A 20,394-nucleotide genomic window follows, 5' to 3' on the forward strand; every position below is an offset into this window, starting at 1 on the left:
CAGACTGATGATGGCCAGGGATTTCGAACAATACAGCGCCTGGCGGCAAGGCGTGGTCACCGCACTGAAGAATTATCAGTCGTGGGTGGCGGGCGCATCCCTGACCGACGCCGCCACCGACCAGCGCATCACGCGCACGCTGGCGCGGCTGGCCGACGACAAGCTGTCGGTGGCCTTTGTCGCCGAATTCTCGCGCGGCAAGTCGGAACTGATCAACGCCATCTTCTTTGCCGAGTACGGCCAGCGCATCCTGCCGTCGGCGGCCGGCCGCACCACCATGTGCCCGACCGAGCTGCTGTGGGACCACACGCTGGCGCCGTCGATCCGCCTGCTGCCGATCGAGACGCGGGCCGACAACCTGTCCACCAGCGACTACCGCGAACAGCCGGCCGCCTGGACCGTGCTGCCGCTGAACCTGGACGCCGGCGCCGACATGCACGAGGCCTTCAAGCAGGTCAGCAAGACGCGCTACGTGCCGGTGGAGGAAGCCAAGCGCTACGGCCTGTACGACGAGGACGATCCGGACATGCCGGTCACGCTGGACGAGCACGGCCAGGTGGAGATTTCGCTGTGGCGCCACGCCATCATCAACTTCCCGCACCCGCTGCTGAAGCAAGGCCTGGTGATCCTCGACACGCCGGGCCTGAACGCCATCGGCACCGAGCCGGAGCTGACGCTGAACCTGATTCCGAACGCGCACGCGGTGCTGTTCATCCTGGCCGCCGACACCGGCGTGACCAAAAGCGACATCGAAGTCTGGCGCAACCACATCGGCGCCGGCGCCGGCCGCCTGGTGGTGCTGAACAAGATCGACAGCATGTGGGACGAGCTGCGCAGCGAGGACGACGTCAACGCCGAGATCGAGCGGCAGCAGGCCAATGTGGCGCATGTGCTGTCGCTGGAGCCGCGCCAGGTGTTTCCGGTGTCGGCGCAGAAGGCGCTGGTGGGCAAGATCAACCGCGACGTGGCGCTGATCGCGCGCAGCCGCCTGCACGCGCTGGAAGGCGCGCTGTTCAACGAGCTGATTCCGGCCAAGAAGGACATCGTGCGCAAGCAGCTGGCCGAGGAATTGCAGGCGTTGAACACGGCGCAGCTGGGCATGCTGAACGGCCGCGCGCGCGGCATCGTCGAGCAGCTGCACGAGCTGCGCAGCCTGCGCGGCAAGAACCAGAATGTGATCGCGCACATGATGCGCCGCATCGACGTCGAGAAGAAGGAGTTCGACGCCAGCCTGTTCAAGCTGCAGGCGACGCGCGCCGTGTTCACCCGCCTGTCGACCGAGCTGTACACCACCATGGGCATGGACATCGTGCGCGACGATATCGAACTGGTGCGCGAGGAGATGCAGCGCAGCCGCTTCTTCACCGGCGTGCGCGAGGCGGTGCGCGGCTACTTCGAACGCACCCGCGCCAACCTCGACGCGGCCGAACGCAAGACGCTGGAGATCAGCGAGATGATGGGCGTGATGTACCGCCGCTTCTCGACCGAGCACGGCCTGACGCTGGCGCTGCCGATGCCGTTTTCGCTGGACCGCTATCGGGACGAGCTGGCCAGCATCGAGGCGATCTACTACAAGACCTTCGGCACGGCGACGCTGATCACCACCAGCCGCGTGACCCTGATGGAGAAGTTCTTCGACACCATCGCCTCGCGCGTGCGCGGCTGCTTCCGCTCGGCGAACAACGACGCCGAGGCCTGGCTGAAGGTGATCATGGCGCCGCTGGAGGCGCAGATCCGTCAGCACAAGGATCAGTTGAAACACCGGCTGGGTTCGATCCAGCGCATCCACGATGCGACCGACAGCCTGGAACAGAAAATTGACGCGTTCGAGCACAGCCAGCAGGAGCTGGAAGTGCAGAAGACGCGCCTGAATGAACTGGCGGGTGCGATCAGCATCGCCATCAACGCGGAATTCGTGGCGCTTGACGCCGCCGCCTAATCTAGGAACAGAATGAAAGTTGTAGCAGTAGAGAATTTTGCAGATCCGAGTTTTTCGGCCGACCTGATCGGCTGGCAAAAAGTACATGGCCGTCATGTGCTGCCGTGGCAGAACACCCGCGATGCCTACCTGATCTGGCTGTCGGAAATCATGTTGCAGCAGACGCAGGTGTCGGCGGTGCTGGGCTATTACGCGCGCTTCCTGGCGCGCTTCCCTACCCTGCGCGACCTGGCCGCCGCGCCGGTCGAGGATGTGATGGCGCAGTGGAGCGGCCTGGGCTACTACACGCGCGCACGCAATCTGCACAAGTGCGCGCAGCGCGTGGTGGCCGAGTACGACGGCGTGTTTCCTTCCGATCCGCTGCTGCTGGCGGAGCTGCCGGGCATCGGCCGTTCGACGGCGGCGGCGATCGCGGCGTTTTCCAGCGGCCGGCGCGCGGCCATCATGGACGGCAACGTCAAGCGCGTGTTTGCACGCGTATTCGGCATCGACACCTATCCGGGCGAGCGCAAGACCGAGGAAGCCATGTGGCGGCGCGCGGAGGCCTTGTTGCCGGAGGTGGGCATCGAGTCGTACACGCAGGGTTTGATGGACATGGGCGCGACCTTGTGCACGCGCAGCAGTCCGTCGTGCGAGCGTTGCCCGATGCAGCCGCGCTGCGTGGCGTTTGCCACCAGCCGCACCAAGGACCTGCCGGTGCGCAAGCCGAAGAAGGCGACGCCGGAGAAGCATGCGGTGATGCTGGCGATCGTCGACAACGGGCAGGTGCTGCTGGAACAGCGGCCGCCGAGCGGTATCTGGGGCGGGCTGTTGTCGCTGCCGGAGCTGGACGGCCACGTGGCGGCGGAGGATGACGAGGTGGCGCCGGCGGATGATGATGCGCTGTTGCGCGCGGTGGGCAAATTCGGCGAGATGGAATCGTGTGAACGCCTGTCGACGGTGACGCATGTGTTCACGCACTACAAGCTGCACATCGCGCCCTATCGCGTGACCCTGGCGAAGCGGCTGCCGATGGCCGCCGAGTCCGGTCACGTCTGGCTCGATGCCGCCCGCATCGCCGACGCCGCCCTGCCGGCGCCGATCAAGAAGCTGCTGCTGGAACTGGTGGGCGACAGCCGCGAGGCGCAGCAGCGGATGTTCTAGAGGTATTTGATGGCCGCGATAAACATCGCCGCAACGCTAATCTGAGAAGCAAACATCCATTTGAGCAAAGTGGCGATCGCGTGGTCGATGCGTGCATCAAGCCGGGCAAAGCCAACGTCCATCTTGGCGGAGAGCTCCGCATGCACGAGGTCAATCTTGCCGTGGAGCTCGGCATGCATTCCGTTCATCTTGCCGAGGAGTTCGGCATGCACGAGGTCAATCTTGCCATTGAGCTCGGTATGCACGAAGTCAATCTTGGCGTTGACCTTGGCGAAGCCGACGCCCACTTCTTCGCGCAACGCGGAGAATTCATCCCTGCGGACGTAATTGGACTGAATGACGGCAACGTCTGTTTCCAATGTGCTGACACGCCCGGTAATTTGCTGGTCCATGGCCGCCTCCCGACTTTCATCATCGACCGCGCAAGGCGCAACGTCAAGCGCGGCGCTTGCCGTGCTTGAGGCAGATCAGAGTTCGTCGAGCGAGAACAGGCGGCGGTGTTCGCGGATCGCGTAGCGGTCGGTCATGCCGGCGATGTAGTCGGCGATCTTGCGCGCCTGCTTGTTGACGTCGCCCGACTTGTCCTGGTAATCCGGCGGCAACAACACCGGTTCGGCCATGAAGGACTCGAACAACTCGCGCACGATGCGGCTGGCCTTTACCCGCATGCGGTTGACCTTGTAGTGACGGTACAGATTCGCATACAGGAAACGCTTGAGCTCGGTCGCATCCTTGCGCATGCCATCCGAAAAACGGATCAGCGGCGGCGCCGCGCGCACGTCGTCGATATGCTTCGGCGCCGCCTCGGCGATGCGCGCGCTCGACGTGACGATCAGGTCGTCCGCCAGCGCCGTGATCAGGCGGCGTAAGGTTTCGTAAATCGCGCGCCGGCCCGCCAGGCCTGGGAAGGCCTGCTGCACATCGCGCCACAGCCGCGCAAAGAAATCCACCTGCTCCAGCTGCCCGATGGTGATCAGGCCGGAACGCAGGCCGTCATCGATATCGTGGCTGTTGTAGGCGATCTCATCCGCCAGATTGGTCAGCTGCGCCTCCAGCGACGGCTGCGTGCGGTCGATGAAGCGCTGCGCCACGGGCCCCAGCACGCGCGCATTGTTCAGCGAGCAGTGCTTGAGGATGCCCTCGCGCGTTTCAAACATCAGGTTCAGGCCGTCGTAGGCGCCGTAGTGTTCTTCCAGCTCGTCGACCACGCGCAGGCTTTGCAGGTTGTGCTCGAAGCCGCCATGGTCCTTCATGCACTCGTTGAGCACATCCTGGCCGACGTGGCCGAACGGTGTGTGGCCCAAGTCGTGCGCCAGCGAAATCGCCTCCACCAGGTCCTCGTTCAGGCGCAGATTGCGCGCCAGCGAACGGCCGATCTGCGCCACCTCCAGGCTGTGGGTCAGCCGGGTGCGGAACAGGTCGCCTTCATGGTTGAGGAACACCTGGGTCTTGTACTCCAGCCGGCGGAACGCCGACGAGTGGATGATGCGGTCGCGGTCGCGCTGGAACTGGCTGCGCGACGCATGCGCCGTTTCCGGATGATGGCGTCCCACGCCGCCTTCCGAATGGGCCGCGTAGGGAGCGAGGTATTCTTCCGGCGACATCGCGGCCTCCCCGCTCAGACGCAGGCGGCCAGCGTCGCCAGCAGCAGCTCCTGCGGCGCGTTGGTGATCTTTGGCGCACCCAGCGGATTGAGCAGGATGAACTTGATGGCGCCGCCCTCGTTCTTCTTGTCGACTTCCATCAGCTCCAGCCAGCGCCCGGTGCCCAGATCGGGCGCCTTGACCGGCAGGCCGGCCGCCGCCACCAGCGCGCGCACGCGCGCGACCGACGCCGCGTCGATCAGGCCCATGCGTTGCGACAGATCGGCCGCCATCACCATGCCGCAGCCGACCGCCTCGCCGTGCAGCCACTCGCCGTAGCCGAGGCCGTTTTCGATGGCGTGGCCGAAGGTGTGGCCAAAGTTCAGGATGGCGCGCAGTCCGCCTTCGCGCTCGTCCTGGCGCACCACGTCCGACTTGATTTCGCAGGAACGGGCGATGGCGTAGGCCAGCGCGCCCTTGTCGCGCGCCACCAGCTTGCCGATATTGGCTTCGATCCAGTCGAAGAAGGCGGCGTCGATGATGGCGCCGTGCTTGATCACTTCCGCCAGGCCGGCCGCCAGTTCGCGCGCCGGCAGGGTTTCCAGCGTCGAGGTATCGGCGATCACCGCGCGCGGCTGGTAGAAGGCGCCGATCATGTTCTTGCCCAGCGGATGGTTAATGCCGGTCTTGCCGCCCACCGAAGAGTCGACCTGCGACAGCAGCGTGGTCGGCACCTGGATGAAGTCGACGCCGCGCATATAGCTGGCGGCCGCATAGCCGGTCAGGTCGCCGATCACGCCGCCGCCCAGCGCCACCAGCGTGGTCTTGCGGTCGGCCTTGTTTTCCAGCAGCGCATCGAAGATCTGCATCAGGCTGGTCCAGTTCTTGAATTCCTCGCCGTCCGGCAGGATCACAGACATGACTTGCTTGCCGGCATCACGCAGGCCGCGCTCGACGCGCTCCAGGTAGAGCGGCGCCACGGTGGTGTTGGTGACGATCGCCACCTTGCTGCCGTGCACGTGGCGCGCCAGCAGGTTGCTGTCGTTGAGCAGCGCCGGGCCGATGGAAATCGGGTAGCTGCGCTCGCCCAGTTCGACGTTTAACAGGATGTTGGATTGTTCGGTCATCGATGGTTCTGCGTAGGTCACACAGTTGGGCGCGGCCTCGCAGGCTTTGGTTTCCAACTGGTTCAAAATGGTCTGAACCATCGATTGTACGTTAGGACGGCCGGTATCGATGACCAAATCGGCAATTTCCGTGTACAAAGGATCACGCACCGCCATCAATTCCTCGAGTTTCTTGCGCGGATCGGCGGTTTGCAGCAGCGGCCGGTTCTTGTCGTGCGCGGTGCGCTGCAGGATGCTGTGCACGGTGGCGCGCAGATACACCACGGTGCCGCGCGACTTCAGCAGCGCGCGGCTGTCGGCGTTGAGGACGGCGCCGCCGCCGGTGGCCAGCACCAGGCCGTCCTGGCCGCATAGCTCGCGGATGACCTCGGCTTCGCGGCGGCGGAAGCTGGCCTCGCCCTCGATTTCAAAGATCCACGGGATCGATGCGCCCGTGCGCGCCTCGATCTCATGGTCGGAATCAATAAACTTCAGCCCCAGCTTGCGCGCCAGGATGCGGCCGATGGTGGTCTTTCCTGCCCCCATCAAGCCGACTAAAAACACATTTTGCATGCACGATCCAAGTTATAACGGGTTACTGCACTGCGTCGACACCCCGTATGGACTGGTCGCACCAGGCGGGCGGACAGTTTGCGACGTGTAATCGGTACTCAATCCTATCAAGTGTACCAGAGAGGTGTAGCGGGACTCCGTGCCGCTGGCCTGGCCACGGATGGTCATGTTGACATCGAGCCAATAAACCCGGTCGCGCGGGTACACCAGCGACACCGTGGCGCGGCCGCTGGCGTCGGTGGTCACGCTCGGCGTGACGGTGACCGGAATGCCCGGATCGAGCACGCCGTTGCCGTTGATGTCTTCGCCGGCGTCGAGGATGCCGTTGTTGTTGACGTCCTCGTTGGCGCAGGCGGTGCGCGACACCGGCTCCCACGGACCGGTCGGCGCGGTATAGGCCAGCGCGCCCTTGTAGTAGGTGGCCGGCAGCACCGACGCGGTCAGGTTGACGCCCGACACCGCGTTGCCGGCGGCGTCGGTGACGATCACCACGTAGTCGAGCTGGTAGGTGGTGCTGCCCGGCGTGCCGACGGTGTTGCCGGTGCCGGCGCTGATGAACATCGATTTCTGCGCCACCGTCAGGGTGGCGGTGGCGCTGGCATTGGAACCGCCGTTCAGGCGCGCCTGGATGCGCACGCCGTTGGTGGCGGTGACCGAGCTGCCGGCAATGAAGCTGGTGGTGGCGGCGCCGTCGGCGCCGGTGATCGCCACCGACGGTTCGGTCAGGCGGCCGCCGCTCGGATCGCTGAGGATGGAGAACGACACGCTGGCGTTCTGGACCAGGTTGTTCTGCGCCGTGCCGTCGCGCACCACCGCGCGCAGGGTGGCCTGCTCGCTGGTGCTGCCGCTGGTGTTGGTGCCGATGGTGGCCGGATCGACCTGCAGCGTGATGGTGGACGAGCCGGTGACCGGCGCATAGAACGCCAGCGTGGTCTGGGTGGTCTGGCCGGCGGCGTTGGCGGTCAGCGTGGCCACGCCGGGGCCGGTGGCGTTGACAAAGGCGGTGGCGGCGCCGCCGGACAGGCCCAGCGCACCGCTCAGCGGCGCGCTGCAGCCGGCGTCGCTGTAGATGGTGCCGCGCGAGGTGCTGAGGGTAACGCTGCCGCCCGGCGCATTGGTCACGGCCACCTGCTGGCAGCCGCCGATCGGCGCCGCCGCTTCGACATTGCCGCCGCCGTCCAGCACGCGCACCGCGAAGGTCGACGAATTGATGCTGATGCCGGTCGAGGCGATTTCGCCCATGGCCTTGACGGTGATCACGTCGGCCGTGCCGCCGCTGGCCGTGTAGCTGAGCACCAGCTGGCCGGCGGAGTTGGTGACCGCCGCGCCGCCGCCCTTGACGGTCAGCGCGTTGGCGTTGGAGCCGTAGGTGACCGGCATGCCGACCAGCGCGTTGCCGGCCGAATCGACCAGCTTGACGGTGACGTCGGCGCTGGCGCCGGCGCTGATGGTCGGCGCGGCGCTGATGGTCAGCACGTTGCCGCTGACGCGCACCACGATCGGCGTCGCCGTCGCACCCGGCACGCTGGCGCTGACGGTGATGTTGCGCGAGGTGGCGTCGCCGCCGATGCCCAGCGTGCCGGTGACGATGCCCTGGGCGCTGGTAACCGGGTTGGCCACGGTCAGGCTGCCGGAGTCGGACTTCAGGCTGACGCTCACGTTCGGCACCACGTTGTTGTTGGCGTCGCGCACCAGCGCGGTGACGGTGACGTTCTTGGTGCCGCCGGACGGCAGCGTGCCGGAATCGGCGGTCAGCGTCAGGGTCGGCACGGCGTTGACCACCTGCACCGTGATGGCGCTGGATTTGGCGTTGCCGGCGCTGGCGGTGATGGTGATGGTGCGCAGCGAGGCATCGCCCTTGACGCTGAGTTTTTCCACCACCTGGCCGGAGCTGTTGGTGCTGCGGTTGGTGCTGGTGATGGTGCCCGAACTGGCGCTGAAGCTGACCGTTTCACCGGCCAGCGCATTGCCGCCAGCATCCTTGACAATGGCCGTCAGCGTCACTTCGGTGCCGTCCAGGCCGGACGAGGCGATGGTGGTGGCGTCGGCCGTCAGCGTCACGCTGGCCGCTTTCGACGGCGCCACGCCGTTGCTGTTGGTGCCCGGCGAACCGCCGCCGCCGCCGCACGCGGCTAACAGGCCCGCGCAGGCAAGCGCCGTCAGCCATCCCGTGAATTTATTCATGAATGCATCCCCTGGTTGTCGATTGATTCAGCCTAGCGCGCCGAGGACAGCTTCTCGGCCACGATCTTCGGCGTGATAAACACCAGCAGCTCCGTCTTGTCGTTGGTGCGGGTATTGCTGCGGAACAGATAGCCCAACACCGGCACATCGCCCAGCAGCGGGACTTTGTCGGTGGTGCTGCGCTCGGTAAGCTGGTAGATGCCGCCCAGCACCACGGTGCCGCCGTTGTCGACCATCACCTGGGTCTTGACGTGCTTGGTGTCGATGGCGAAGCCGGAACGGGTTTCCTGGCCGACGCTGTCCTTGTTGACGTCGACGTCGATGACGACGTTGCCGTCCGGCGTGATCTGCGGCGTCACTTCCAGCCGCAGGTTGGCCTTGCGGAACTGGATCGAGGTGGCGCCGCTGCTGGTGGCCACCTGGTACGGCAGTTCGATGCCCTGCTCGATCAGCGCCACCGATTTGTCGGAGGTGATCACGCGCGGGCTGGAGATGATCTTGCCAGTGCCGTCCTCTTCCAGCGCCGACAGTTCCAGGTTGAGGAAGCGGTTGGCGGCCGACGAGAACAGGCTGACCGCCAGGCTGCCGGCCTGGGCGCCGTTGATGTTGGCGGCCGGCAGGTTGACGAACTGGCTGTTGGCAAAGCTGCTGGTGCTGACCGCCACCTGGCCGGTGGTTTCGCCGACGCCGGTGAGGTTGCCGCCGATGCCGATGCGGGTGTTGCTGCTGCCGAGCTGGTAGCCGGAATCGCCGCCGCGCTGGGTGCGCAGGTCGGTAAAGCCGAGCTTGGCGCCGAGGTTGCGGGTGAAGGTGTCGCTGGCCTCGACGATGCGGGCTTCGATCAGCACCTGCTTGGTGGCGACGTCGGTCTTGGCGATCAGGCGGCGCACGTCCTCCAGCTTGGACGCGATGTCGGTGACGAACAGCTGGTTGGTGCGCGGCTCGATGATGGCGCTGCCGCGCTTGGACAGGATGCGGTTCTTGCTGTCGGTGCCGCCGTCCAGGCCGAACACCAGCTTGAATGCTTCGGCCTTCTGGTAGTTGAGCTGGAAGATTTCCGACTTCAGCGGTTCCAGGTCGGCGATCTGGGCGCGCTGCTCCAGTTCCAGTTTTTCCTTGGTCAGCAATTCCTCTTTCGGCGCGATCCAGATCACCGAGCCGTTCTTGCGCATGTCCAGGCCCTTGGCCTGCAGGATCACGTCCAGCGCCTGGTCCCACGGCACTTCCTTCAGGCGCAGGGTCAGGTTGCCGGCGACGCTGTCGCTGGTGATGATGTTGAGGCCCGAGATGTCGGCGATGGCCTGCAGCGCCGCCCGCACTTCCACGTTCTGGAAGTTGAACGACAGCTTCTCGCCGCGATAGCCCTGCGAACCCTGGGTCAGCTTGTTCGGATCTTCCTTGATCGGCTTGATGTCGACCACCAGTTGGGTGTCGCTCTGGTAGACGGTCTGTTCCCACAGGCCGCGCGCCTCGATGGTCAGGCGCGTGTTCTCGCCCTGCGGCACGGTGGTGACCTGCGACACCGGGGTGCCGAAGTCGCCGACGTCGAGCTTGCGGCGCAGGCTTTCCGGCACGCCGGTCTTGAGGAAGTCGACCACCACGCCGGTCGGCGTCTGGCGCACGTCGACCGCCACCTGGTTGTTGGGCAGGCCGACCACGACCCGGCCTTCACCGTTGGCGCCGCGGCGGAAATCGAGATCGCGCAACAGCTGTTTGCCGGCCGGCGCGGCCGGCTTGGCCACCGGCAGGCCGGCGCCGTCGACCGCCGTGGCCAGGCCGCCGGAACCGTCGATGGTCAGGATCACCGTGTTGCCGTCGATGGCGGTGGCGTAGTTGAGCGGGCGCTTCAGGTTGAACACCAGGCGCGAGCGCTCGCCGGCCTGCACCAGGTTCACGCCGCGCAGGTCGCCCTGGTTCAGTTCCAGCGAGCCCTTGCCGGTGGCGTTGACGGTGGCGCCGAAGTCCAGCGCGATGCGCGCCGGATTGCTGATGGCAAAGTTGATCGGCAGCTTGTCCGGCGCGTTGCGCAGCTTGATACGGACAATGACGTTGGCGCCCTGCTGGTTGGCGGAAATCGCTTCGATGGCGTTGGCGGCGACGCTGGACGCCGCCGGCGCCGCAGTCTGCGCCTGGGCGCCGGCAGCCAACTGCAAGGCCAGCGCGATGGCCAGCACAGGCGCCCAAGTGGCGGCGGCCAAGGCGCGCCGGGCCGTGAGATGAGCGGTCATTTGGTGTTCTCCTTGCTTTCCTGCAGTTCCAACTTGGACAGGCGCTCGACCCAGTCGCCGGTGGCGTCCTGGACGATTTCCTTGACGGTGACAGTGTTGTCGCTGATGCCGGTGATGCGGCCGTAGTTCTCGCCCAGGTGCTGGCCGACCACCACCTGGTGCACGGCGCGGTCGACCTGCAGCACGGCGTGCATCACGCCCTTCTTCTCGATGGTGCCGACCATCTTGATGGTGTCGAGCGGATAGGACTCCAGCAATTCCTTGCGGCGCTCCATGTCCGGCTTGAGGCCGCCACCGCCGCTGCTGGCGGCCTGCTTGGCCAGCTCGGCCAGCAGCTTGTTGGGATTGAACGGATCGATCTCGTCCTTGCGCGCATAGGCGTAGGGGATGAACACCTTGGGTTCGGCGATCGGCGGCACCCGCACCTGGGTCTGGGCGTCGACCTGTTTCATCCAGCTGCGCACTTCCTGCACGTCGCTGTCGCCGCAGCCGGCCAGCAGGCACAGGGCCATCAGGGCGGAAAGAAGCGTCTTCATGATTTTTTCGCCGCCTTCTTCTTGTCGGCGGCGGCCTTGCGCTGCGCCGCCACTTCTTCCGGATCGAGGTAGCGGAAGGTCTTGGCCACCGCTTCCAGGGTCAGCGTGCCATCCTTGCCGGTGCTCAGCGCCAGGTTGTTGAGCGTGACGATGCGCGGCAGGTTGGCGATGTCGCCGGTGAAGGCGCCGATGTCGTGGTAGTTGCCGGTGATCTTGATGTCGATCGGCAGCTCAGCGTAGTAATCCTTGATCACCACCTGCTGCGGCTTGAACAGGTCGAACTGCAGGCCGCGGCCGGAGCCGGCCTGGTTGATGTCGGTCAGCAGCGCGGCCATCTCGGCCTTGCTCGGCAGCTGTTTCTGCAGGCGCTCGACGTACTGGTCGACCTGGGCCTTCTGCGCGCGCAGCGCATCGAGGTTGATGGCCTGCGCGGTCTTCATCTTGTACTCGTCGCGCAGCCTGTTTTCCAGCTGGAGGCCGGCGTCCTGCTCCTCGAACTGCGAGCTCCAGTAGCCGAAGTAGCCGGCCGCGCACACCGCCAGCGTCACGCCGATGGCGCACAGCACGCGCGGCGCCAGCGGCCACTGACCCGGATGGCGGCCGTTGAGGTCGCGGAACTGGCCGGCCAGGTCCGCAAACAGTTCATTGAGGTTGATGTTTGCCCTGGCCATTATGCGTGCCCCGCTGCTTTGGCCGGCGCGACTGGCGCCTTGCCTTTGGCGCCGTCTTCCGGCTGGTCCTTGTCGCGCGGGCGCTTGATGAACACGTTCAGGTTGAACTCCACCACCTTCTTGGCGGTCTTGCCCTGGCCCAGGCCGGTGGACTTCACTTCGATCAGGTCCGGCCGTTCCAGCCACGGCGACACGCCGGCCAGGTTGCGCAGCAATTCCGATACCCGCTCCTGCGATTGCGCATAGCCGTTGACCGCCACCTTCTGGCCGTCCTGGCGGAACGACTTCAGGTAGACGCCGGCCGGGGTCTGCGTCACCAGTTCGTCCAGCAGGTAGACCGGCTGGTTGCGGTCGCCCTGCAAATCCTCGACCGCCTGCTGGCGCGCCTTCAGCGCTTCGATTTCCTGCTTCAGCGTGGCGATCTCGGCGATCTTCTTGTCGAGGCCGCTGATGGCGGTTTTCAGTTCGGTGTTGCGCGCGTCCTGGATCGAGATCGCGCGCGCGTTGTAGCCGCCCACCAGCAGCACGATGCCGACGCCGATGACGCCGCCCAGCGCCAGCAGCGCATAGAAGGCCTGCTTCTTCTGCTTGCGTTTTTCTTCGCGGTGCGGCAGCAGGTTAATCCGTATCATCAGCCGAACCTCCGCAGGGCCAGGCCGCAGGCCACCAGGTAGGCCGGCGCGTCGAGCCGCAGCTGCGACTCGCGCACCGAGGAACCGATCTGCATGCCCTTGAACGGCGAGATCACCGCGCTGGAAATGCGGGTGCGGCTGGCCACCAGTTCCAGCAGGCCGGGGATCAGCGCGCAGCCGCCGGCCAGGTACAGCTGGTCGACCTTGGTGTACGGCGTGGAGGTGTAGAAGAACTGGATGGCGCGCGTGACTTCCAGCGCGGCGCTTTCCAGGAACGGCGTCAGCAGTTCAGCGTGGTAGTTGTCCGGCAGGTCGCCGGTTTTCTTGCGCGCCTCGGCTTCGTCGAAGGACATGCCGTAGCTGCGCACGATGTCCTGGGTCAGCGTGTTGCCGCCGAACGGCTGCTCGCGCTCGTAGACGGTGACGCCGTCCAGCATCACGGAAATATGAGTGACCTGGGCGCCGATCTGGAACAGCGCGATGACCTGGCCGGCGCCCGCTTCCGGCAGCTGCGCCACCACCCGGTCCAGCGCGGCGCGGGCGGCATAGGATTCGATGTCCATCACGGTGGCCTTGAGGCCGGACGCTTCGGCGATCGCCACCCGGTCCTCGACCTTTTCGCGGCGCGAGGCGGCCAGCATGACTTCGATGTCGTCGGCCGAATTGGCGGCCGGGCCGATGACGTCGAAGTCCAGGCTGACCTCGTCCAGCGCGAACGGGATGTACTGGCTGGCTTCGGATTCGACCTGTACTTCCAGCTGGTCTTCCGGCAGCCCGGCCGGCAGGATGATTTTCTTGGTGATGACCGAGGCCGGCGGCATGCCCAGCGCGGCGTGGCGCGCGCGGGTGCCGCTCTTCTTCCAGACGCGGCGCACGGCTTCCACCACCTGGTCCATGTTCTCGATATTGCCGTCGGTGACAGCGTTGCGCGGCAGCGGCTCGGCGGCGTAGCGTTCCAGCTTCAGTTCGCCCTTGGCGCCCTGCGCCAGCTCCACCAGGCGCACGCTGGAAGTGCTGATATCGATGCCCACCAGTGGTGGGTTGCCTTGGCCCAGCAGGGCCTTGAAATCGATCATACGAGGCCTCCGGCGCCATGGCTGGCGCCAGCACAGCAGTGCATCCGAGCATGTTGTCGAACTGTTTGCATAAAGGAACTCGTTTGAAAACCAGCATTTAGACGGCTTATATCAGCCTGTACATTAAATCGAGCCTATTTAAGTGTAAAGGTATTTCTACTGTGCACAATTGTGTGGGTGTGAGGGTTTCACCACACTTATTTTTGCCTTCATGGCAGCAAAAACAACTCAGTTGTTTTGTTGCTCACGCAGAAATATTCCTGTCATATGGAACGGCGCGCCGCTCGCTTATAATGGCCCGGACAATTCATAGAAAGATCGCACTGCATGGCCACTTCCAATTCGGCACCGCCACCAAGCAACCCGCCTGATAAAGCTGACAACAAATCCGCCAAGGGCGCCTCGCGCTCCTCGCGCTTTTTCCTGATGGCCGGCCTGTCCGTGCTCGGGCTCGGGGTGACCGGCGTGCTGCTGGTGGTGTTCGGCCTGGCGATGGCCTATCCCAACCTGCCCGAGCTCGACACGCTGACCGACTACCGGCCGAAGATGCCGCTGCGTATCTTCTCGGCCGATAACGTGCTGATCGGCGAGTTCGGCGAAGAGCGCCGCAACCTGGTGCGCATCAAGGACATCCCGGATGTCATGAAGAAAGCCGTGCTGGCGATCGAGGACGACCGCTTCTACGAGCACGGCGGCGTCGACTACACCGGCATCCTGCGCGCCGGCTTGCACAATGCGATCGGCAGCGGCGGCAAGCAAGGCGCGTCGACCATCACCCAGCAGGTGGCGCGCAACTTCTTCCTGTCGAGCGAGCAGACCATCAAGCGCAAGGTCTACGAAATGCTGCTGGCTTGGAAGATCGAGAAGAACCTGACCAAGGACCAGATTCTTGAGGTCTATATGAACCAGATCTACCTGGGCCAGCGCGCCTATGGTTTCTCGTCGGCCGCGCAAATCTATTTCGGCAAGAACCTGCGCGACATCAGCATCGCCGAGGCCGCCATGCTGGCCGGCCTGCCGAAAGCGCCGTCCGCCTACAACCCGGTGGTCAACCCGAAACGCGCGCGCACCCGCCAACAGTACATCCTGCAGCGCATGCATGAGTTGGGCTACATCAGCGACAAGCAGTACGAGACCGCCAAGGCCGAGGAACTGAAGGTCAAGACCGACAGCAGCGAGTTCGGCGTGCACGCCGAGTACGTGGCCGAGCTGGCGCGCCAGCTGGTGTACGAGCAATTCAAAGAGGACACCTACACGCGCGGCCTGAACGTGTTCACCACCATCACCAAGTCCGACCAGGACGCCGCCTACCTGGCGCTGCGCAAGGGCGTGATGGATTACGAACGCCGCCACGCCTATCGCGGCCCGGAAGCGTATATCGACATCCCGGCCGCCAAGGAAGACGCCGACGACGCCATCGAGACCGTGCTGGCCGAACATCCGGACAACGACGACCTGATCGCCGCCGTGGTGCTGTCGGCCACGCCGCAGCTGATCACCGCCGTCACCGCCTCGGGCGAAGAGATCAAGATCAGCGGCGCCGGCCTGGAACAGGGCCGCTCCTGGCTGTCCGACAAGAATCCGCCGAACAAGCGCATCCGCCGCGGCGCCGTGATCCGCGTGCTACAGGAAGGCAAGGACTGGCTGGTGGCGCAGATGCCGGAAATCGAATCAGCCTTCGTGGCGGCCAGCACCACCGACGGCGCGATCAAGGCCATGGTCGGCGGCTTCGACTACAACCGCAACAAGTTCAACCACGTGACCCAGGCCTGGCGCCAGCCGGGCTCGTCGTTCAAGCCCTTCATTTATTCGGCGTCGCTGGAGCGCGGCCTGTCGCCGGCCACCATCATCAACGACGCGCCGATCTCGTTCGACGCCGGCCAGACCGGCGGCCAGGCGTGGGAGCCGAAGAACTACGACGGCAAGTACGAAGGGCCGATGACCATGCGCAAGGGCCTGACCAAGTCCAAGAACATGATCTCGATCCGCATCCTGCACCGCATCGGCGCCAAGTACGGCCAGGAATACGCGACCCGCTTCGGCTTCGACGCCGACAAGAATCCGCCCTACCTGACCCTGGCGCTGGGCGCCGGCAACGTGACGCCGCTGCAGATGGCCGGCGCCTACGCGGTGTTCGCCAACGGCGGCTACAAGGTCAGCCCCTACCTGATTTCCAAGGTGACCGACGCCGACGGCAAGATCCTGTCGCAGGCGCATCCGGACCTGGCCGGCGACGAGAAGAACCGCGTGATCGACGAGCGCAACGCCTTCCTGATGGATTCGATGCTGAAGGACGTGGTGCGCTTCGGCACCGCCGCCAAGGCCAATGTGCTGGGCCGGCGCGACATCGCCGGCAAGACCGGCACCACCAACGACTCGATCGACGCCTGGTTCGCCGGCTACCAGGCCAAGCTGGTGGGCATCGCCTGGATCGGCTACGACCAGCCGAAGAACCTGGGCAACCGCGAAACCGGCGGCGGCCTGGCGCTGCCGATCTGGATCAACTACATGCAGAAAGCGCTGAAGAGCATCCCGGTCGAGGAACGCGCGGTGCCGGAAGGCGTGATGCTGGTGGGGGATGAGTACTACTACACGGAAAATCCGCCGGGCACCGGGGTCAACAACCTCGATGCGCCGGGGCACGGCACCCCGGCCGAAGAGAAGGCCAAGGACGCCGTCAAGAACGAGTTGTTCTAACAAAAAGCCCGGCACAGATGCCGGGCTTTTTTTATGTGCCGGTAACGGCCTTGACCAGCGCCTGGCGCGCAAGGTAGTCGGACGCTTCCGGCATCAGGTGGCCGTAATCGAAGCTGGTCAGGCCGGTCTTGGGATCGGCGCCCAGGTAGGTCATGCAGCCCTCGGGGCGGCAGAACACGTCCATGATGTCGAGATAGACGACGCTGCCGTCGCCGCCGGCAAAGCCTGCTTTCAGTTCGCGGTCCAGCGCCACCACGTCGGTTTTCAGGCCACGCGTGGTGTAGCGTGGCTTGGTCAGCCACAGGTCGGTCATCATCAGGGTTGGCAGGCTGGCGCGCCAATGCGGCACCGGACCGGTGAACACGACGCGCGGCACGCCCAGGGCTTTCAGGCCGGCTTCCAGATGCCTGAAGTTGGCCATCGAATGCCCTTCGTTCTGGCCCACCAGCACTACGTCCGGGTGCACATCCTGGATGGTCTTCAGGGCGAACCAGTTGGACTGGATGCATTGGTTGTCGCCGGATGGCCCAGCCGCCTCCAGCGAAGGATTGCAGCTGGAACTGGCCACTTGCAGTACCTGCCAGTTCGTCGGCAGATTCTTACGCAAGCCATACGACAAATGTTCGGCATGGGAGTCGCCCCAGATCAGCACCACCTTCGGCCTGGACGGGTCGCGCTGGTAGCAATTGGCGGAGATCGCTGGCCGTGGCACCTGGGTGATGTGGCCCGCGCGGTAGCTGGCGATATCGAAGAACTCGCACTCAGTGTGATTCTTCTGCGGATAGCCGACCCGGTTGAACAGATTCCACGTGCCCGGATCGTTGCTGAAATAATCGGAAAATTCCTGGCGTTCTTTCAGGCGAAAGCTCATGCCGTCGCGCCGGTAGGTGTCGTAGCCGACCAGCGCCAGCAGCACCATCAGCGACACCAGCACGGTCGTCTTGCGCTGGTTGTTACGCCCGGAACGCAGCGGCCGTTCCAGCAGGCGATAGCTGAGCCAGGCCAGCAGCAGCGCCGCGGCCAGCACGCCGACACGCAGCGCCGCATCCGGCCCGGACACCTCGAACATGCCGGCAAACACCAGCAGCGGCCAATGCCAGAGGTACAACGGAAAGCTGATCAGCCCCAACCACACCAATGCCGGATGGGTCAGCACCTTGCGGTTGAACCAGGCCTGGCTGCCGGCGGCAATCAGCAGCACCGCGCCCAGGGTCGGGATCAGCGCGCGCCAGCCGGGAAACACGCTGTCCTCATGGATGGTCAGCACGCCGCCGGCGATCAGCAGCGCGCCCAGCACCGACTGCGTGTCCGCCAGCGTGCCACTGGCGCGCGGCGGCGCATAGATCACCTGTCCCAGCCAGGCGTCGGCTCGCGGCCGGTGACGGCCCAGCAGATTGCGGCCATGCAGGGTCAACCAGGCCAGCGCGGAACCGGACAGCATTTGCCAGAAGCGCGCGTGCGGTGCGTAGAAGGCGCCCACCGGGTCTTTGTGGATCAGTTTGATATTGATGACGAAGGACACCAGCGCCAGCACCAGGCTCAGCGTCAGCAGATGGTAGCCGCGCCGGTACGCCAGCCACAGCAGCGCTGGCCAGAGGATGTAGAACTGTTCCTCCACACCCAGCGACCATAGATGCAGCAAGGGCTTGGTCTGGGCGGCCAGGTCGAAATAACCCTGCTCTTTCCACAGCACCCAGTTGGAGACGAAGCCGGCGCCGCCGGCGATATGCTTGCCCAGCTGCTTGTACTGGTCGCCCATCATCGAGAACCAGCCCCACGCGTAGCAGGCCGCCATCACCAGCAACAGCACCGGGAAGATGCGGCGCACGCGACGGCCGTAGAAATCGGCCACGCTGAAACTGCCGCGCTCCAGATTGGTCATGATGATGGTACTGATCAAAAAACCGGAAATGACGAAAAAGATGTCGACGCCGATAAAACCACCGCGCAACGCCTGCGGGAAAGCATGGAACACCACCACGCTGAGCACAGCGACGGCGCGCAGGCCATCAATATCGGCACGGTACTTCGGATGAACAGGCGCAAGCGCGGCCGCAGCCGGCCGTTCCAGCTCCGCACCACTGGTCAGCAAATTCATTCGGCGGCGAGGACCACCGGGCTGCCGCCCTGCTTGGTGACTTCATCGGACAGGGTGGCGAACAGCTCGGAGCCGTCGCGGGTGTTAAGCCACTTGCCGTCCTTCTGGCGGTAGTGGTAGCCGCCGGAACGCGAGGCCACCCACAGTTCCTGCATCGCGGCCTGGCTGTTGACGATGATCTTGGAACCATTGTCGATGAACTCGATTTCGAGCACGTTGCCGCTGCGGCTGCACTCGACATCGGTCATGTCGGCGTCGTTCAAACGGTCCAGCGCGGCCTCGATGGCGTCGAGGGTGGCTTCGGCTTGCGCCATGAATTCTGATTCGCCCATGCTACACTCCAGTATCTGCACTTAAATAATCCATGATTTTATCGTGAAGTCCACTTTCCGTTTGATTATCGGCACATCTATCCTGTGCCTGACCGTATTGCTGGGCGGCTGCGGCCAACCCGGTCCACTGTACCTGCCCAAGCCTCCTGCAGCCAAGCCCACCGCCAAGAGCGGCGCCGTTGCGCCAACCACCTCGCCGGTGCCTCCCGCTCCCCAACAATAAAGTCTATGTCGCAATTTTCGTATAAAGACGGCGTGCTGCACGCCGAAGGCGCTTCGCTGAGCGCGATTGCCGAGCAGTTCGGCACGCCAACCTATGTGTATTCCAAGGCCGCGCTGCTGGCCAACTTCGCCTCCTACGCCGACGCCTGCGCCGGCCGCGACGCGCTGGTGTGCTACGCCATGAAGGCCAACTCCAACCTGGCCATCCTCGACCTGCTGGCGCGCCAGGGCGCGGGTTTCGACATCGTCTCCGGCGGCGAGCTGCTGCGCGTGCTGGCGGCCGGCGGCGATCCGCGCAAGGTGATCTTCTCCGGCGTCGGCAAGAGTGTGGCAGAAATGCGCCTGGCGCTGTCGCACGACATCCTGTGCTTCAACGTCGAATCGATACCCGAGCTGCACCGCTTGAACGAGGTGGCCGGCGCCATGGGCAAGAAGGCGCGCATCTCGCTGCGCGTGAACCCGAATGTGGACGCCAAGACCCACCCGTACATCGCCACCGGCCTGAAAGCCAACAAGTTCGGCGTGGCGTTCGACGATGCGCTGGACACCTACCGCACCGCCGCCCAGCTGCCGCACCTGGAAGTGGCCGGCATCGACTGCCACATCGGCTCGCAGCTGCTGGACGACGCACCGCTGCTGGAAGCGCTGGACCGCCTGATCGAGCTGATCGACCAGCTGGGTGCGGAAGGCATCGAACTGCACCACCTGGACATCGGCGGCGGCATCGGCATCGACTACCGTGAAGCGGGCGAAGCGGCGCCGGTGCCGGTGGGCGACTATCTGGGCCGCCTGTTCGCCAAGATCGACGCCTGGCGCGCCGCGCGCCACCACGGCAAGGCGATCAAGGTGATCTTCGAGCCGGGCCGCTCGATCGTCGGCGACACCGGCGTGCTGCTGACACGGGTGGAATTCCTCAAGCACGGCGAAGAAAAGAATTTCTGCATCGTCGATGCGGCGATGAACGACATGGCGCGTCCGGCGCTGTACCAGGCGTGGATGGACATGCAGCCGGTGGTGCAGAGCGGCGCGGCGGCGGCGACCTACGACGTGGTCGGCCCGATCTGCGAATCCGGCGACTGGCTGGCGCGCGACCGCGAGCTGGCGGTGGCTGCCGGCGACCTGCTGGTGATGCACACGGCCGGCGCCTACGGCATGACCATGGCCTCCAACTACAACACCCGCGGCCGCGCGGCCGAGGTGATCGTCGACGGCGACACCGTGCACCTGGTACGCCAGCGCGAAAAGCCGGAAGACCTCTACGCGCTGGAATCGCTGATCAAGTAAAAATCCGGGGTCAGTTCTGCCAATCGCACACGAGCCCTGCCGTAGCGGCCGCTACGGCAGGGCTCGTGTGCGATTGGCAGAACTGACCCC

At 65.0% G+C, this 20,394-nt stretch carries 16 protein-coding genes; 5 read left to right on the forward strand and 11 right to left on the reverse strand.

The window, feature by feature from the left end:
- The first annotated feature begins 10 nt into the window (after nucleotides 1-10).
- Both GJ698_RS23705 and mutY read left to right on the forward strand, forming a co-directional pair.
- Nucleotides 11-1,939, forward strand: coding sequence for a dynamin family protein (locus tag GJ698_RS23705; protein ID WP_154360353.1), 1,929 nt, complete (start codon nucleotides 11-13; stop codon nucleotides 1,937-1,939).
- 12 nt (nucleotides 1,940-1,951) lie between these two features.
- On the forward strand, nucleotides 1,952-3,082 hold the full coding sequence (mutY, locus tag GJ698_RS23710) for an A/G-specific adenine glycosylase (protein ID WP_154360332.1): 1,131 nt from the start codon (nucleotides 1,952-1,954) through the stop codon (nucleotides 3,080-3,082).
- Here mutY and GJ698_RS23715 read toward each other — a convergent pair.
- The 9 genes from GJ698_RS23715 to GJ698_RS23755 all read right to left on the reverse strand — a co-directional run bounded on the left by GJ698_RS23715 (nucleotide 3,079) and on the right by GJ698_RS23755 (nucleotide 13,671).
- On the reverse strand, nucleotides 3,079-3,474 hold the full coding sequence (locus GJ698_RS23715; RefSeq protein WP_154360333.1) for a CCDC90 family protein: 396 nt from the start codon (nucleotides 3,472-3,474) through the stop codon (nucleotides 3,079-3,081). The genes mutY and GJ698_RS23715 overlap by 4 nt on opposite strands.
- A gap of 75 nt (nucleotides 3,475-3,549) precedes the next feature.
- Nucleotides 3,550-4,686 carry a deoxyguanosinetriphosphate triphosphohydrolase gene (locus GJ698_RS23720; RefSeq protein WP_154360334.1) on the reverse strand — a complete coding sequence of 379 codons (1,137 nt, stop codon included), beginning with the start codon at nucleotides 4,684-4,686 and terminating at the stop codon, nucleotides 3,550-3,552.
- 14 nt (nucleotides 4,687-4,700) lie between these two features.
- A complete protein-coding gene (aroKB, locus tag GJ698_RS23725) occupies nucleotides 4,701-6,344 on the reverse strand; it encodes a bifunctional shikimate kinase/3-dehydroquinate synthase AroKB (protein ID WP_154360335.1) in 1,644 nt (547 codons plus the stop codon).
- A gap of 12 nt (nucleotides 6,345-6,356) precedes the next feature.
- A complete protein-coding gene (locus tag GJ698_RS23730) occupies nucleotides 6,357-8,528 on the reverse strand; it encodes a beta strand repeat-containing protein (RefSeq protein ID WP_154360336.1) in 2,172 nt (723 codons plus the stop codon).
- A gap of 32 nt (nucleotides 8,529-8,560) precedes the next feature.
- Entirely contained in the window at nucleotides 8,561-10,756 is a 2,196-nt protein-coding gene (locus GJ698_RS23735) for a type IV pilus secretin PilQ (protein WP_154360337.1), read from the reverse strand.
- The gene (locus GJ698_RS23740; protein ID WP_154360338.1) at nucleotides 10,753-11,292 is read right to left on the reverse strand and encodes a pilus assembly protein PilP; all 540 of its coding nucleotides are present in this window, start codon (nucleotides 11,290-11,292) and stop codon (nucleotides 10,753-10,755) included. Before GJ698_RS23740 ends, GJ698_RS23735 begins: the two co-directional genes overlap by 4 nt.
- Nucleotides 11,289-11,963, reverse strand: coding sequence for a type IV pilus inner membrane component PilO (locus GJ698_RS23745; RefSeq protein ID WP_154360339.1), 675 nt, complete (start codon nucleotides 11,961-11,963; stop codon nucleotides 11,289-11,291). Before GJ698_RS23745 ends, GJ698_RS23740 begins: the two co-directional genes overlap by 4 nt.
- Entirely contained in the window at nucleotides 11,963-12,595 is a 633-nt protein-coding gene (locus tag GJ698_RS23750) for a PilN domain-containing protein (protein WP_154360340.1), read from the reverse strand. The genes GJ698_RS23745 and GJ698_RS23750 overlap by 1 nt, the downstream gene beginning before the upstream one ends.
- Nucleotides 12,595-13,671 (reverse strand): pilus assembly protein PilM, encoded by a 1,077-nt coding sequence (locus tag GJ698_RS23755; protein ID WP_154360341.1) that lies wholly within the window; start codon nucleotides 13,669-13,671, stop codon nucleotides 12,595-12,597. The genes GJ698_RS23750 and GJ698_RS23755 overlap by 1 nt, the downstream gene beginning before the upstream one ends.
- 327 nt (nucleotides 13,672-13,998) lie before the next feature.
- Here GJ698_RS23755 and GJ698_RS23760 point away from each other — a divergent pair, with 327 nt between their 5' ends.
- Nucleotides 13,999-16,368: a penicillin-binding protein 1A gene (locus GJ698_RS23760; protein WP_154360342.1), complete on the forward strand. Its 2,370-nt coding sequence runs from the start codon at nucleotides 13,999-14,001 to the stop codon at nucleotides 16,366-16,368.
- 31 nt (nucleotides 16,369-16,399) lie between these two features.
- Here the strand turns inward: GJ698_RS23760 and GJ698_RS23765 are convergent, their stop codons facing one another.
- Both GJ698_RS23765 and cyaY read right to left on the reverse strand, forming a co-directional pair.
- Complete coding sequence (locus tag GJ698_RS23765) at nucleotides 16,400-18,466, reverse strand: acyltransferase family protein (RefSeq protein ID WP_154360343.1); 2,067 nt, start codon at nucleotides 18,464-18,466, stop codon at nucleotides 16,400-16,402.
- Complete coding sequence (cyaY, locus tag GJ698_RS23770; protein WP_154360344.1) at nucleotides 18,463-18,798, reverse strand: iron donor protein CyaY; 336 nt, start codon at nucleotides 18,796-18,798, stop codon at nucleotides 18,463-18,465. Before cyaY ends, GJ698_RS23765 begins: the two co-directional genes overlap by 4 nt.
- 43 nt (nucleotides 18,799-18,841) lie before the next feature.
- On the opposite strand from cyaY, the gene lptM reads away from it, so the two are divergent.
- Together lptM and lysA are read left to right on the forward strand one after the other, a co-directional pair.
- Nucleotides 18,842-19,021, forward strand: coding sequence for an LPS translocon maturation chaperone LptM (gene lptM / locus GJ698_RS23775; RefSeq protein WP_154360345.1), 180 nt, complete (start codon nucleotides 18,842-18,844; stop codon nucleotides 19,019-19,021).
- 5 nt (nucleotides 19,022-19,026) lie between these two features.
- Nucleotides 19,027-20,304: a diaminopimelate decarboxylase gene (gene lysA, locus GJ698_RS23780; RefSeq protein WP_154360346.1), complete on the forward strand. Its 1,278-nt coding sequence runs from the start codon at nucleotides 19,027-19,029 to the stop codon at nucleotides 20,302-20,304.
- Nucleotides 20,305-20,394 lie beyond the last annotated feature (90 nt).

Origin of the sequence: Duganella aquatilis (genome assembly GCF_009674565.1) — a bacterium.
Classification (GTDB): Bacteria; Pseudomonadota; Gammaproteobacteria; order Burkholderiales; family Burkholderiaceae_D; genus Rugamonas; species Rugamonas aquatilis.

Bases quoted from the DNA above. Each gene is read 5' to 3' on its own strand.
- GJ698_RS23705 (WP_154360353.1), top strand. From the start codon at position 11: ATGGCCAGGGATTTCGAACAATACAGCGCCTGGCGGCAAGGCGTGGTC.
- mutY (WP_154360332.1), top strand. From the start codon at position 1,952: ATGAAAGTTGTAGCAGTAGAGAATTTTGCAGATCCGAGTTTTTCGGCC.
- GJ698_RS23715 (WP_154360333.1), bottom strand. From the start codon at position 3,474: ATGGACCAGCAAATTACCGGGCGTGTCAGCACATTGGAAACAGACGTT.
- GJ698_RS23720 (WP_154360334.1), bottom strand. From the start codon at position 4,686: ATGTCGCCGGAAGAATACCTCGCTCCCTACGCGGCCCATTCGGAAGGC.
- aroKB (WP_154360335.1), bottom strand. From the start codon at position 6,344: ATGCAAAATGTGTTTTTAGTCGGCTTGATGGGGGCAGGAAAGACCACC.
- GJ698_RS23730 (WP_154360336.1), bottom strand. From the start codon at position 8,528: ATGAATAAATTCACGGGATGGCTGACGGCGCTTGCCTGCGCGGGCCTG.
- GJ698_RS23735 (WP_154360337.1), bottom strand. From the start codon at position 10,756: ATGACCGCTCATCTCACGGCCCGGCGCGCCTTGGCCGCCGCCACTTGG.
- GJ698_RS23740 (WP_154360338.1), bottom strand. From the start codon at position 11,292: ATGAAGACGCTTCTTTCCGCCCTGATGGCCCTGTGCCTGCTGGCCGGC.
- GJ698_RS23745 (WP_154360339.1), bottom strand. From the start codon at position 11,963: ATGGCCAGGGCAAACATCAACCTCAATGAACTGTTTGCGGACCTGGCC.
- GJ698_RS23750 (WP_154360340.1), bottom strand. From the start codon at position 12,595: ATGATACGGATTAACCTGCTGCCGCACCGCGAAGAAAAACGCAAGCAG.
- GJ698_RS23755 (WP_154360341.1), bottom strand. From the start codon at position 13,671: ATGATCGATTTCAAGGCCCTGCTGGGCCAAGGCAACCCACCACTGGTG.
- GJ698_RS23760 (WP_154360342.1), top strand. From the start codon at position 13,999: ATGGCCACTTCCAATTCGGCACCGCCACCAAGCAACCCGCCTGATAAA.
- GJ698_RS23765 (WP_154360343.1), bottom strand. From the start codon at position 18,466: ATGAATTTGCTGACCAGTGGTGCGGAGCTGGAACGGCCGGCTGCGGCC.
- cyaY (WP_154360344.1), bottom strand. From the start codon at position 18,798: ATGGGCGAATCAGAATTCATGGCGCAAGCCGAAGCCACCCTCGACGCC.
- lysA (WP_154360346.1), top strand. From the start codon at position 19,027: ATGTCGCAATTTTCGTATAAAGACGGCGTGCTGCACGCCGAAGGCGCT.